Genomic DNA, 13,409 nt, shown 5'->3' with positions numbered 1-13,409 from the left:
GTGCTTAGGCCTCCGAGGCGGTGGTCTTGCGCTCGGTCACCAAAGCGCGGAATCGATCGAAGAGGTAGAAGGCGTCGTGCGGGCCGGCCGCGGCCTCGGGGTGGTACTGCACCGAGAACGCGGGGAGATCGAGGCACTCGAGCCCCTCGACGACCTGGTCGTTCAGGCTGTAGTGGCTGACCTGGACCCGACCGAGCCCCTCGGGCGAATCGAGTTCGCCCTCGATGGGCGCGTCGACCGCGAAGCCGTGGTTCTGCGCGGTGATCTCGACGCGGCCGGTGCGCTTGTCGAGCACGGGCTGGTTGATGCCGCGGTGCCCGAAGGGCAGCTTGTAGGTGTCGAAGCCGAGCGCACGCCCGAGCAGCTGGTTGCCGAAGCAGATGCCGAAGTAGGGCAGTCCGTCGCGCAGCAGTTCGCGGAGCAGCACGACCTGGGTCTCGGACGCCGCGGGGTCGCCGGGGCCGTTCGAGTAGAACAGCGCGTCCGGTGCGATCTCTCGGATCTGCTCGAGTGTCGTGGAGGCGGGCAGCACGATCACGTCGAAGCCGTGCTCCGAGAGGTACTGCACCGTCGCGCGCTTGATGCCGAGATCGAGCACCGCGATGGATCCGACGCGCTCGATGCCCTCGGCCGCGGGCACGTCGTAGCGCTCGGGCGTGGTGACGGCCTCCGAGAGGTTCTTGCCGGCCATCGACGCCTGCTCGCGCACGCGGGCGAGCTGCTCGTCGTCGGACAGTTCGAGGGCGGCACCCGAGAACACGCCGGCGCGCATGGCGCCCGCCGAGCGGATGTGACGGGTCACGGCACGGGTGTCGATGCCCGAGATGCCGACGACGCCGTCGTTCACGAGGTCCTCGTCGAGCGAGCGCTCGGCGCGGAAGTTCGAGACGCGGCGCGCGGGATCGCGCACGACGAAGCCGGCGACCCAGATCTTGCGCGACTCCATGTCGGTGTCGTTCGCGCCGGTGTTGCCGATGTGCGGGGCCGTCATCAGCACGATCTGGCCCGCGTACGACGGGTCGGTCAGGGTCTCCTGGTAGCCGGTCATGCCGGTCGAGAAGACGACCTCGCCGAGGGTCTCGCCCGTCGCGCCGTAGGCGCGGCCGGTGTATCGCGATCCGTCCTCGAGCACGAGCACTGCGGCTCCGCCGGGCACGGCGCTCGCCGGCGGTGCCGTCACTTCTGGGCTGTTGGTGGTCACGCGTCCTCCTGGGTGGTGCTGGTCCGTTCGTCGGCCGGAGCCGGCGAATCCTGCGGTGCCGCGGCGATCCGGTCGATCGCGGCGGTGAATCGGTGGTGGTCGTCGGCCTCGACGAAGCGGAAGCCGGACTCGAGCTGGCGGCCCTCGGAGAGCCAGCGCAGCAGGGTGATGCCGTCGCGCTCCACGAACTTGCCGACGCGGGGGCCGGAGGCTCCCGAGCCGAGCACGCGGGCGGCCGGCAGGTGGACGGGCTGCTCGCCCGCCACCGTGATCGTGATGCCGTCGGTGCGGACCTCGACGGCGGCGGGGCCCCGGTAGCGCAGGCCTGGTGCGGCCACGCGGTCCATGGGGGCGCCGGCCGGAGTGGTCGACACGTACGCGGCGTTCGGGAACTCGGCGACGAGTTCTCCGGTCGGCGCGACGCCGCCGATCACGTCGGCGTCGCGCCGGCTTCGTCGTCGCCAGCCGAGCCACATGGCCAGCAGCACGAGCACGGCGAACGCCGCCACGATGATCGTGAAGGTGGTGCGGTCCATCATGCGGAGGCCCCCGCGGCGGCGACCGTCTCGGCGTCGACCAGGCGGCCGTCGTCGAGCGTCAGATAGCCGCGCCGGATCGTCGTGTGCACGCGGCCGGGCAGCTCCATGCCGAGGAACGGCGAGTTGGTGCTGCGGCCCCGCAGATCGTCGACGCCGAAGGCGCTGCTGCCGGTGGGATCGACGAGCACCAGGTCGGCGGGCTGGCCAGCCGCGAGCTCCGCCGGGTGCCCTTCGAGGCGCCCGATCTCGGCCGGCTTCTGCGAGAGCATCCGCTCGAGCTCGGCCCAGCTGGCGTGCCCCTCGCGGATCAGGGTGAGCAGCGCGATGGGCAGAGCCGACTCGAGGCCGACCATGCCGAACGCGGCGACGTCCCACTCGCTCTCCTTCGCCTCGGTCGGGTGCGGCGCGTGGTCGGTCGCGATGATGTCGATGACGCCGTCGGCGACCGCCTGGCGCAGCGCGCGCACGTCGTCCTCGCGGCGCAGCGGCGGGTTCACCTTGTAGCGAGGGTCGTAGCTGCGGGCCAGCTCCTCGGTGAGGATCAGGTGGTGCGGCGTGACCTCCGCCGTGATCTGCACGCCGCTCGCCTTGGCCCAGCGCACGACCTCGACGGAGCCGGCCGTCGACAGGTGGCAGACGTGCAGACGGGCGCCGATGTGCCCGGCCAGCAGCGCGTCGCGGGCGATGATCGATTCCTCGGCCACCGCCGGCCAGCCGGCGAGCCCGAGCTCGCTCGAGAGCCGCCCCTCGTTCATCTGCGCGCCCTCGGTCAGGCGCGGGTCCTGCGCGTGCTGCGCGATGACGCCGTCGAAGGTCTTCACGTACTCGAGCGCGCGGCGCATGAGCAGCGGATCGTGCACGCACTTGCCGTCGTCGGAGAACACGCGCACCCCGGCGCGCGACTGCGCCATGGCGCCGATCTCGCTGAGGCGCTCCCCCGCGAGTCCCGCGGTCACCGCGCCGATGGGGCGGACGGTCGCGTAGCCCGCGTCGTCGCCGAGGGCCTGCACCTGCTCGACCACACCCGCCGTGTCCTGCACGGGGCTGGTGTTGGCCATGGCGAACACCGTGGTGAAGCCGCCGGCGGCCGCGGCGCGCGTGCCCGTGAGGACCGTCTCGGACTGCTCGAAACCGGGCTCGCGCAGGTGGGTGTGCAGATCGACGAGGCCGGTCAGCGCGACGAGGCCGTCGGCCTCGATGACGCGCTCGCCGTCGCGGGGCTCGAGCCCGCCCGCGGACTGCGCGGCGCGCTCGACGATGACGCCGCTCTCGATCCGCAGGTCGACGGGCTCGGCGCTCAGGTGGTCGGCGCCGCGCTCGGTGAGCTGCGCCGCGAGACGCGCGCCTCGGATCAGGATGCCGGGATTGCTGCTCATTCGGAGTCCTTCGGGGTCTGGCGCCGCTCACCGGAGAGCAGCAGGTAGAGGGCGGCCATGCGCACGGAGACGCCGTTGGCGACCTGCTCGAGCACCGTCGAGCGCGGGGAATCGGCCGCGGCCGACGAGATCTCGAGGCCGCGATTCATGGGACCGGGGTGCATGACGATCGCTCGGTCGCTGAGGCGTGCCAGGCGCAGGTCGTCGAGGCCCCAGTTGCGGGCGTACTCGCGCTCGTTCGGGAAGTAGGCCGCATGCATGCGCTCGCTCTGGATGCGCAGCATCATGACCACATCGGGCTTCGCGCGCAGCGCGGCGTCGAGGGAGTGCTCGACGGTGACCGGCCAGTCGCGCGCGCCGTAGGGCTGCAGGGTCTCGGGTGCCACGAAGGCGACGTGCGCGCCGAGCGCGTTCAGCAGCCACAGGTTGGAGCGCGCGACGCGGGAGTGCGCGAGGTCGCCGACGATCACGACCGAGACGCCGTCGAGATCCCGGCCCCGGCTCGCCTCGCCGAACAGGCGCCGGCGCATGGTGAACGCGTCGAGCAGCGCCTGGGTCGGGTGCTCGTGGGTGCCGTCGCCCGCGTTCAGCACGCCGGCGTCGATCCAGCCGCTCGAGGCGAGCCGCGCCGGGGCGCCGGACGCCGGGTGGCGGATCACGACGCCGTCCGCGCCGATCGCCTGGAGGGTCTGCGCCGTGTCCTTGAGGGACTCGCCCTTGGAGACCGAGGAACCCTTCGCGCTGAAGTTGATCACGTCGGCGCTCAGGCGCTTCGCAGCGGCCTCGAACGAGATTCGGGTGCGCGTGCTGTCCTCGTAGAAGAGGTTGACGATCGTCTTGCCGCGCAGCGTCGGCAGCTTCTTGACCTCGCGCTGCTGGGTTGCGGCCATGTCCTCGGCGGTGTCGAGGATCAGCAGGGCGTCCTCGCGGCTCAGCGTCCGCGTATCGAGCAGGTGCCTCATGCGATCGTCACCGAATCCTCGCCGTCGTGCTCGACGAGACGCACCTTGATGCGTTCCTCCTTCGAGCTGGGGAGGTTCTTGCCGATGTAGTCGGCGCGGATCGGCAGTTCGCGGTGGCCGCGGTCGATGAGCGCGGCGAGGCGCACTGCGCGGGGACGACCGTAGTCGTTCAGCGCGTCGAGGGCGGCCCGCACCGTGCGGCCCGAATAGAGGACGTCGTCGACGAGCACCACGGTGGAACCCTCGATGCCGGTCGCCGGGATCTCGGTCGGCTGCGGGGCCCGGGTCGGGTGGTGCGCCAGATCGTCGCGGTACATGGTCACATCGAGCTGCCCTACGGGCACTTCGGTGCCTTCGATCCGGGAGATCAGCTCGGCGATGCGATGCGCCAGGACCACGCCGCGTGTCGGGATCCCGAGCAGAACCAGGTTCTCGGAACCCTTGTTCGCTTCGATGATCTCGTGGGAGATACGGGTCAGCGCCCGCGAGATTTCGGCACTTTCAAGTACCGTTCGCGTCGTCACGCTTCGCCCCCCTTCTCCGCCTCACAGGACGGGGTTAAAGAAGTGCATTGTGCGAGAACGATCCTAGCGGATGATCACGGTCCGACACGCGCGCGACCGACGCCCACCGCAGGAAACGCGACAGGCGGCCCCCGAGCCGTGCTCGAGAGCCGCCTGGAACGCGGTCGGCGGGACGCCTAGACGTTGCGCGCGTGCTCCGCGATCTTGCCGAGCACGCCGTTCACGAACCGGCTCGAGTCCTCGGTCGAGTACTCCTTGGCCAGTTCGACGGCCTCGTCGATCGCGACGGGCGCCGGGACCTCGTCGTTGAAGAGGATCTCCCACGCGGCGACGCGCAGCAGGGCGCGGTCGACGTTCGGCATGCGTTCGAGCGACCAGCCCTGCGCGTAGCTCGAGATCAGTTCATCGATCTGCTCGCGGTGATCCTCGACGCCGTCGACGATCTCGCGGGCGTACAGCCAGGACTCCATGCGGTCCGGCTCGGCCGAGGCGCGACCGGACTCGGCCAGGACGACCGAGCGCAGCTCTTCACCGCGCACGTCCGCCTGGAACAGCATGTCGAGGGCCCGCTTGCGGGCCTTGCTCCGTGCACTCATGTAGCAGGCGCCGACTAGTCGTTGACGCGGCCGAGGTAGTCGCCCGTGCGGGTGTCGACCTTGACCTTGGTGCCGGTCTCGAGGAACAGCGGGACCTGGATCTCGGCGCCGGTCTCGACGGTTGCGGGCTTGGTGCCGCCGGTGGAGCGATCGCCCTGCAAGCCGGGCTCGGTGTAGGTGACCTCGAGCACGACCGACGCGGGGAGCTCGATGTAGAGGGGCTCGCCCTCGTGCAGCGCGATCTGCACCTGGAGGTTCTCGAGCATGAACTTGGCGGAATCGCCCACGACGGCTCCCGAGACGGTCAGCTGGTCGTAGTCGGCCTGGTCCATGAAGACGAAGTCGGCGCCGTCCTGGTAGAGGTACTGGAAGTCGCGGCGGTCGACGTTGGCCGTCTCGATCTTCGCACCGGCGTTGTAGGTCTTGTCGATGATCTTGCCCGACACGACGTTCTTCTGCTTGGTGCGGACGAAGGCGCCGCCCTTGCCCGGCTTCACGTGCTGGAACTCGACCACGCTCCAGAGCTGACCGTTCTCCTTGATGACGGTGCCGTTCTTGATGTCGTTCGAGGTTGCCATATGCTCGTGTGTCTCCGGTTCGTGAAAGTTCGAGCGCGAGATCGCGCCGATCCAGTATAGAGCCTCCAAGCTTCGCGCCCGGCTGCGGATCCGCCCCTAGGCTGTCGGCCATGCATATGCTCCCCCGCACCCTCATGCACCTGCGCCGCGCGAAGCGGGCGTCGCGCCTCGGCCTCACCGATGTGGCGCGCGCCGAGTTCCGGGTCTCGCCGACCGACATCGACGTGCTGCGGCACATGAACAACGGCAAGTACCTGTCGATCATGGACGTCGCCCGCTTCGAGCTCATGCAGCGCAACGGCGTGCTCGCCGCGTTCGACCGCGAGGGCTGGTACCCGGTCGTCGTCGCCCAGACCATCACCTACCGCAAGTCGCTCAACCCGTGGAAGCGCTTCGCCATCGAGTCGAAGGTGCTCGGCTTCGACGAGCAGGCCGTCTACATGGAGCAGCGGTTCCTGCGACCCGACCGGTCCGGATCCGACGAGATCTACGCACGTGCGTTCGTGCGCTCCCGGATCCTGCGCCGATCGGGTGGCGTGGTGCCCGTCGACGAGATCATCGAGCGGCTCGGCGCCGACCCGGCCGAGTTCCACGTCTCCGACGACCTGCTCGCCTGGGGCCGGCTGAGCCGGCTGCAGTCGACCCGGGAGCCCGCGCCGAACGCCTGGTGAGCGGGTGCCGCGGGGAACCGACGGTCTCCCTCGGCTAGCGCTCCCGACCGAAGGCCGCCGCAGCCAGGTCGCTGCGGTCGGTGACGATCCCGTCGACGCCCCGCGCGACGAGCGCGCGCATCCGCTCGGGGTCGTCGATGGTCCAGACGTGCACCTCGGTGCCGTGCGCGTGGGCGGCATCGAGCAGTCGCCGGGTCAGCACCGGCACCGGGCCGCTGCGCTCCGGGATCTGCAGCGCGTCCACCTCTGCGAGGATCCGGCCGACGCGCGTGCGCGCTCCGGTCGCCAGCGCGAGGAGCAACGCGACGAGCACCGATCGCCCCGGGGACGTCGCCGGAGCGGATCCCCCGTGGGCGACCGCGGACGCCAGCGCTGCGCGGCGCGTCGGATCCGAGAAGCCGGTGATCAGGATCCGGTGCGCCTGCCCGGCGACGATCCGGCCGACCTGCTCCGCCGCGGCGGGATCCTTCACGTCGACGTTGAACCGCCCCGCGGGGAACCGCTCGAGCGCCTCGGCCAACGTCAGCAGGCCGCCCCGATCGGCGAAGAGCTCCGCCAGCTCCGCGTGCCGCACCTCGGAGATCCGGCGCGGATCCGTGGCGAGCCGACGCAGGTCGGGGTCGTGGACCAGCACGACCTCTCCGTCGGCGGTCAGCCGGCAGTCGGTCTCGAAGCAGTCGGCGCCGACCCGATCGGCGGCGGCGAAGGCGGCCGCGGTGTTCTCGGCGGCCGCACCGAACTCGGTTCCGCGCGCGAAGCCTCGGTGTGCGAGGATCCGCGGACGACCCGCGTCGGCGAAGTAGGGATGCGTCACGTCGGCGCCTCAGCCGATCGGCGGCCGCGCCCCGAGGTGCGGCCCCTGGTTGCCGATCTCGCGGGCGGCGATCCGCACCACGTCGTCGCTCCGGTCGAAGACGTGGCGCGCAGCCAGGCCGCCGTCGGCGAGGGTCCCCGCGAGCCAGGTGAAGGTCTGGGTGTCGACGGGATCCGCTCCCGCGACGAGGCGGCCGAGCTGCAGCGCGAGCATCTCGGGCAGCGACACGTGCGGGCCGTGCGCGTAGCCGAGCCCGAGCACCGACGGCCGCTCGCCGGCGGGAATCGCGCGGAGCGTCCACTCGATCCGACCGCCGTCCGTTCCGGCCACGGCGACGCGCGGCGTCGATGGATCGGGAACCGCGTCGAGACGCCCGAACTCGCGCACGACCTCGGTGGCGAGCACCAGGCCGCCCGCCGCGCCCGACGCCCCGGCCGAGCGGAACAGTTCACGCCACGCGAGATCGCCGAGCCCGTACGGCGCGAGCACCGCTTCGAGCGTCGGATCCTCGGCGATCGCGTCGGCCAGCGCGGCCGGATCGAGCCCGGCCTCGATCAGCGCCTCCGGCTCCGGAGCCTCGATCCCGACGCGCTCCGCCAGTGCGCGGGCGCGCCGGAACGCGGCCGAGAACCGAGCGCTCGCCTCCGCATCCAGCTCTGCGAACGCCGCGGTGGAGAAGCGCTCTCCGAGCCGATCGCTCTCGGCATCGAGCCAGTCGTCGAACTCCCGTTCGGCGCGGGCGGCATCGGTCGCGCCGACGACCGTATCGAGCCGCTCGGCGAGTTCGGGCAGCAGCAATCGTGCGAGCCGGAGCTCGTCGCCGCTCGTCCGCGCATCTGCGTTCATGCTGAGATCCTTCCATGCATCCGCGATGCTCGGCACCGCGACCTTCGAGTCAGGCATCGGGCACCGAGGCTTCGACGAGCGCGAGCACCCGCTCGGGCAGCTGCCTCGGGTCGTCCACCCGGCTGCCGTCGGGAGCGTACCTGCGGACCAGCTCGTCGTCGCCGATCCCGATCCCGAGCACCTCGACACCGCGCGCTCGCAGCCGCATCAGCTCGGACCTGGCCTCCGCCGGATCGTTGCTGCCGCCGTCGCTGATCAGCAGGACGATGCGTCGCCGGGATGCGCCCTCGGCACCGCGCTCCCGCGACGCGGACGGATCGAGCACGCCGAGCTCCTGGCCCGCCGCGCGCAGCGCGGCGGCGTCGTTGGTCGCCCCGCCGGGCGCTCGGACCTCGGCGCGCAACCGCCTGCGCGAGCGATCGTCCAGGGACCCGGCGAGGGGTTTGACGACCACGGCCTCGGCGTCGTACACGATCAGGGAGGTACGGATCGCGAGGTCCAGCTCCGTACCGCTCGCCCGTTCGACGGCGGCGAGATCGCGTTCGACTCCGGCCAGACCCTCGAGCATCACGAGGGCTGCGTCCGCCGCGAACGAGGCCGGACGGCCGCGCATCGATCCCGAACGGTCGATCAGCAGGACGTAGTCGGTATTCCCGGTCTCTCGATCCGGGCGCCGACGGGACTCTCTGGGCAGGAACGCCTCGGGCCGACGGATTCCCGCGCGCACCGCGGTCACGGTCGCGACGAGCCGGTTCTCGTCGAGCAGTTCGCCGTCGGCCGAAGCCCGCCGCGCGAAGGCGCGCCGCTCGGCGAGGCGGTCGGCGATGACCCGGTGCCAGGTCTCGCGCATCCGCTCGATCGTCCCGCTCAGCCGCTCCGCACGGATCCGGTAATCGGCGAGTTCGGCGGGCACGGCGGGCACGGCGGCCGAACGTCCCGCGGGGCCGGACGCGGCGGGATCGTCGCTCGCGGGCGAGGTCGCCTCGAGATCGCTCGGCAGCTCCAGCAGCTCGTCCACGATCGCTCCGGTGGCGGGAAGCGGCGTGGCGAGCACCCGGGTGAGGAACCCCGCCTGCTCCGCCGCGAACAGGTCCGCACCCTCCGATTCAGCACGCCGTTCGCCGGCTCTGGCGCGCCGGTCGTCCTCCGGCGGTGCCGCCACCGCGTCCCCGTCGGCGGCCTCGGCCCCCTCCGCGGCGCCGGACGCGTCCTCGCCGCCCGTGCCGGAATCGAAGCCCTCGACACCTGGCCCGTCGTCGGACCGCGGGTCCTCCCCCGCGTTCGCGAGCCCGCGCTGGGCGAGATCGGTCGCCAGCAGGCGCTCGTACGGCGGCTGCAGCAGCGCGAGCGCGCGTTCGAACCGGCGGAGCGCCGGACGCGCGGGATCCGGGGCCGAGACCCGGCGAAGCGCGTGCGCGCCACCCGCTCCGAGCCTCTCGAGGTGATCCAGCTCGGCGGCGACCTCGGCTTCCGCGTGGATCGCGACCCCGGGCGTCAGCGCGAGGCAGAGGATCGCGGCGATCCACTGCAGGTGCCTCGGCATGCCGATCAGATCCACCCCGCCCGCGCCGGCGGGCAGGCTCCGGAGCGTCGCAGCGGCGAGCTGCTCGCGGAACGCCGGGAACGAGCCGAGGAGCTCCCCCGCGCCCTGGAGCCGATCGACCGCGGCGAGCAGCGGTTCGAGCGCCCCGGATGCGTTCGCCAGCGAGCGTCTCCGGCGCTGGCGGGCGGGAGCCAGGGCCGCCCAGCGCACCGGACCCCAGAGCTCGAGCATGGTCAGCGCGATCGCCTCGTCCTCGGGATGCCCGCGCTCGGCGAAGAAGGTCGGGCTCACGTGCAGTGTTCCGCGGTCGAACCGCCAGTCGGCTCCCTCGCCGACCACGATCTCGACGCCGAGCACGCGCGCGACGGCCTGCAGCCTCGCGGCCAGCGACGGCGTCGGTGCGGGAACGGAACTCATGCGCACAGACTATCGACCTTGTCGTAGCGAAGCCCAGAACTCGACTGATATCGTGGCCGAATGTTGCCTCTTGATGCTGATCCCGCACTTCTTGAGCTCGCTGCCGCGCACCACGATCTGGTGCGCACCCGACGCGCGCTGCGTGCGGATCTGCGCCGGCTCGGCGCCGCGGCGCCGGGCGTCGCCCCGTCGACGCCCCTCCCCGACGAACTCCGTCCGGCCGCGGCCGCCTGCGACGCCCTGCTGGCCGTGCGGGACGCCCTGCTCGCGGATCCGGCGATCCGCCCACTGGCGAACGACGCGCTCGACCGCCGCGCCGCGGTCCTGCGCACCGTCGTCCACGCCGTGCGCGCCGAGCGGCTCGATGCGCGACGCTCCGACGAGCGCGCCGGCATCATCGCACGGGCCGTCTCGAGCGGCCGGGAACTCGCACCGCACGAGCGCGAACGCGTCGCGGAGCTGGACGCCGCCGCCCCCGACCGCTCGTGGGAGCAGCGGCTCGGGAACCCCGCGATGCGCGACGCCGTCCTCGCCGAACTCGGCCGACTGCGGCTGCGCAGCGCGCGGTCCCAACTGCGCGGCGGTCTGCTGCGCACGGAGCAGATGCGTTCGATCATCGAGGAGGCCCTGCCCGCGCTCCGCCGCGGCGCACCGATGCTCCTGATCGGCGAGACTGGCGGCGCCAAGACCGCGCTCGCCGAGGCGATCGCCCGTGACGAGCTCGGACGCGAGCCCGAGCTCGTGTCCGGCTACGGCGACATCTCGAGCGCCCAGCTCGTCGGCGCCCACGAGCTGCGTGCCGAGGGCGGAGCCACGGTCAGCGTGTTCGTACCGGGCCCCCTGCTGCGCGCGATGACCGAGGGCCGGGTGCTGATCCTCGACGAGGTGAACGCCATGCCGCCCGAGTTCCTCAAGCGGCTCAACCGGATCCTGCAGCTGCGCCCCGGCGACCGCTACGCCGTGCAGGAGCACGCGGGCGACACCGTCGAGATCAGCTCGGGCTTCGCGATCATCGCGACGGCCAACGAGCAGAGCGGGCACCGGTACCGCGGGATCGATCGGCTCAGCGCCGAACTCGTGAACCGTTTCGGTGCGAACGCGTACCGGGTCCACTACCCGGACTCCGCGGCCGCGACCGGGTCCGATCAGGCTGCGACGCCGCGCGAGAACCTGCTGCTCGCCGCGGCCGCGGTGTGCGACGAGGATGGGCGCCTGCCCGACGCGCTGCCGCTCGCGCAGCTCGAAGCGGTCGCGCGCGCCGCGTTCATCAGCCAGCAGGTCTTCTCAGGCCGCACCGACGGCGGCTTCGAGCGCTATGTGAGCACGGAACGGGAGGTCGACGGACGTCCCGGACTCGAGGAGTCGGTGCTCGCACCGCGCACGCTCGTCGCGATCCTCGAGAAGGTCGCGGGCAGTGCCGGCACCGTCTCGCTCGAGCACGCGCTGCGGCGCTTCGTCGAGGGCGTGATGCACCGGGAGGACCGCGCCGTGCTCACCCTGATCATCGAGGGGCAGGGCTTCCGCCTCTCCTGACCGTTCCGGGGGTAGCATCGGCCGTGTGCAGCGACTCATCCCGGCGCAACGGCTGATCGTCGCCGTCGCGGTCCTCGCCTCCTTCGTGGCGTTCCTCGACGGCACGGTCGTCACGGTCGCGCTCCCCGCCATCAGCCGCGAGCTCGGCGGCGGGCTGACCACGCAGCAGTGGGCCGTCGACGCCTACCTCGTGACGCTGAGCTCGCTGATCCTGCTCGCGGGCTCGCTGTCGGACGCCTTCGGACGCGTCACGATCATGCGGGTCGGACTCATCGCCTTCGGCGTCGCATCCGTCGCGGTCGCCGCCGCGCCCGACCCGCTGTTCCTCATCGTCGCGCGCGCGTTCCAGGGCGCGGCCGGTGCGCTGCTCGTCCCGAGCTCGCTCGCGCTCATCACCGCGACGATGCGCGATGAGGTCCAGGCCCGCGCCATCGGGGTGTGGACCGCGTGCACCACCGCGGCCCAGCTCGTCGGACCGCTGCTCGGCGGGCTCTTCGTCGACTTCCTCTCCTGGCGCCTCGTGTTCCTCATCAACGTGCTCCCCATCGCGGTCACGCTGCTGCTGCTCCGCCGGGTGCAGCTGCCCGAGCACCAGCGCGGCGCGAGGGTCGACTGGTGGGGCGGCGCGCTCTGCGCCATCGGCCTCGCCGCGCTCGTCTTCGCGCTCATCGAGCAGCCCCGACTCGGCTGGGCCGCTCCCGCCATCTGGTTGGCCGGGATCGCCGGGATCGCACTGCTGCTCGGGTTCGTGGTGCGGCAGCGGCGCACCGCCGAACCGATGATGCCGCTCCAGCTGTTCCGGGTCCGTAACTTCGCGTGGGGCAATCTCGCCACGCTCTTCGTCTACGCGGCGCTCTCGCTCAACGGCATGGTCATCGGCGTCTACCTGCAGCAGGGCGCGGGCCTCGGCGCCACCCAGGCCGGACTCGCCAGCCTGCCGATCACGATCCTCATGGTCCTGCTGAGCTCCCGGGCGGGGTCGTGGGCGGGAAAGCACGGCCCGCGGATCTTCATGACGGTCGGTCCCGCGCTCATGGCGGTCGGTGCGCTGCTGCTGCTGACCGTCGCTTCGAGCTTCGACTACTGGTGGCAGGTGCTGCCGTCCATGCTGGTGCTCGGGCTCGGACTCTCGCTGACCGTGGCCCCGCTCACCTCGGCGGTGCTCGGATCCATCGGCGCCGAGCGCAGCGGCATCGCTTCGGCCGTCAACAACGCGGTCTCCCGCGTCGCCGGCCTCCTCGTCATCGCCCTGCTCTCGACCATCGTCGGGGGCAGACTCGACCTCTCCGGGTTCCACAGCGCCGCAGTCGTGACCGCGGCGCTGTTCGCCATCGGTGCGCTGGTCGCCTGGATCGGGATCCGCCGACCGGCTCAGTCCGCCGGCGGCTCGTAGGCAGACGCGCGGCGAGGATCAGTCGTCCTCGTCCTCGTCGCCATCGCCGTCGAGGCGCGCCTCCAGCTGCGCGATCTCCGCGCGGACCGCTTCGACGACCTCGGGCTCGTCCTCCCAGAGTTCGAGGAACTCGGAGTCGGGCTCGATCATGTCGGTCAGCAGTTCGATACCGCGTTCGAGATGCGCGTCCAACCGCTCGAGGTCCCCGGGCCACACGGTGCTGCGCCCGAGCACGGCGAGCAGGTAGCAGGCCGCGCGCACGCGGTCGTAGTCATCGTCGTATTGGAAGGCGTCCGCGATGTGCGCGTCGATGTCGAGGCCCGCGAACACCTCGGCGAACCAGTCCGCCGCTCCGTCGGTGTCCCACGGTGAGACTCCCCATGCACCCATGCGCTCCGCCTTTCGTCGTGCCCGAT

Annotated in this window: 14 protein-coding genes; 3 read left to right on the top strand and 11 right to left on the bottom strand. The window is 71.9% G+C overall.

Going from position 1 to position 13,409, the window contains the following annotated elements; translation table 11 throughout:
• Nucleotides 1-4: 4 nt before the first annotated feature.
• From carA to efp, 7 genes are all read right to left on the bottom strand, one after another.
• A complete protein-coding gene (gene carA / locus BMH31_RS11700) occupies nt 5-1,201 on the bottom strand; it encodes a glutamine-hydrolyzing carbamoyl-phosphate synthase small subunit (protein ID WP_241898262.1) in 1,197 nt (398 codons plus the stop codon).
• Complete coding sequence (locus BMH31_RS11695; protein WP_199068494.1) at nt 1,198-1,740, bottom strand: hypothetical protein; 543 nt, start codon at nt 1,738-1,740, stop codon at nt 1,198-1,200. Before BMH31_RS11695 ends, carA begins: the two co-directional genes overlap by 4 nt.
• Complete coding sequence (locus BMH31_RS11690) at nt 1,737-3,116, bottom strand: dihydroorotase (protein WP_099725084.1); 1,380 nt, start codon at nt 3,114-3,116, stop codon at nt 1,737-1,739. Before BMH31_RS11690 ends, BMH31_RS11695 begins: the two co-directional genes overlap by 4 nt.
• A complete protein-coding gene (locus tag BMH31_RS11685) occupies nt 3,113-4,078 on the bottom strand; it encodes an aspartate carbamoyltransferase catalytic subunit (protein ID WP_099725085.1) in 966 nt (321 codons plus the stop codon). The genes BMH31_RS11690 and BMH31_RS11685 overlap by 4 nt, the downstream gene beginning before the upstream one ends.
• Nucleotides 4,075-4,602, bottom strand: a complete 528-nt coding sequence (gene pyrR / locus BMH31_RS11680; RefSeq protein ID WP_099725086.1) for a bifunctional pyr operon transcriptional regulator/uracil phosphoribosyltransferase PyrR — start codon at nt 4,600-4,602, stop codon at nt 4,075-4,077. The genes BMH31_RS11685 and pyrR overlap by 4 nt, the downstream gene beginning before the upstream one ends.
• 176 nt (nt 4,603-4,778) lie before the next feature.
• On the bottom strand, nt 4,779-5,198 hold the full coding sequence (nusB, locus tag BMH31_RS11675; protein WP_099725087.1) for a transcription antitermination factor NusB: 420 nt from the start codon (nt 5,196-5,198) through the stop codon (nt 4,779-4,781).
• Between the two features lie 14 nt (nt 5,199-5,212).
• Nucleotides 5,213-5,776: an elongation factor P gene (efp, locus tag BMH31_RS11670; RefSeq protein ID WP_046456631.1), complete on the bottom strand. Its 564-nt coding sequence runs from the start codon at nt 5,774-5,776 to the stop codon at nt 5,213-5,215.
• 110 nt (nt 5,777-5,886) lie between these two features.
• On the opposite strand from efp, the gene BMH31_RS11665 reads away from it, so the two are divergent.
• Nucleotides 5,887-6,447, top strand: coding sequence for an acyl-CoA thioesterase (locus tag BMH31_RS11665; RefSeq protein WP_046456630.1), 561 nt, complete (start codon nt 5,887-5,889; stop codon nt 6,445-6,447).
• Nucleotides 6,448-6,481: 34 nt separating this feature from the next.
• Here BMH31_RS11665 and BMH31_RS11660 read toward each other — a convergent pair whose 3' ends face one another.
• From BMH31_RS11660 to BMH31_RS11650, 3 genes are read right to left on the bottom strand one after another with little or no spacing between them, the layout of a single operon-like run.
• Entirely contained in the window at nt 6,482-7,261 is a 780-nt protein-coding gene (locus BMH31_RS11660; RefSeq protein WP_099725088.1) for a glycerophosphodiester phosphodiesterase family protein, read from the bottom strand.
• A gap of 9 nt (nt 7,262-7,270) precedes the next feature.
• Nucleotides 7,271-8,107: a hypothetical protein gene (locus tag BMH31_RS11655; protein ID WP_099725331.1), complete on the bottom strand. Its 837-nt coding sequence runs from the start codon at nt 8,105-8,107 to the stop codon at nt 7,271-7,273.
• A 49-nt stretch (nt 8,108-8,156) separates the two neighbouring features.
• Nucleotides 8,157-10,067, bottom strand: a complete 1,911-nt coding sequence (locus BMH31_RS11650; RefSeq protein ID WP_099725089.1) for a vWA domain-containing protein — start codon at nt 10,065-10,067, stop codon at nt 8,157-8,159.
• A gap of 60 nt (nt 10,068-10,127) precedes the next feature.
• On the opposite strand from BMH31_RS11650, the gene BMH31_RS11645 reads away from it, so the two are divergent.
• On the top strand, nt 10,128-11,600 hold the full coding sequence (locus BMH31_RS11645) for an AAA family ATPase (RefSeq protein WP_099725090.1): 1,473 nt from the start codon (nt 10,128-10,130) through the stop codon (nt 11,598-11,600).
• A gap of 25 nt (nt 11,601-11,625) precedes the next feature.
• The gene (locus tag BMH31_RS11640; protein ID WP_241898261.1) at nt 11,626-12,993 is read left to right on the top strand and encodes an MFS transporter; all 1,368 of its coding nucleotides are present in this window, start codon (nt 11,626-11,628) and stop codon (nt 12,991-12,993) included.
• An 18-nt stretch (nt 12,994-13,011) separates the two neighbouring features.
• On the opposite strand, the gene BMH31_RS11635 is transcribed toward BMH31_RS11640, so the two are convergent.
• A complete protein-coding gene (locus BMH31_RS11635; protein ID WP_099725091.1) occupies nt 13,012-13,383 on the bottom strand; it encodes a DUF4259 domain-containing protein in 372 nt (123 codons plus the stop codon).
• Between the last annotated feature and the right edge of the window lie 26 nt (nt 13,384-13,409).

Origin of the sequence: Leucobacter sp. OLIS6 (genome assembly GCF_002752355.1) — a bacterium.
Lineage (GTDB): Bacteria > Actinomycetota > Actinomycetes > Actinomycetales > Microbacteriaceae > Leucobacter.
The sequence above is the reverse complement of the archived record's forward strand: the minus strand, read 5'-3'. Positions and strand labels throughout refer to the sequence as shown.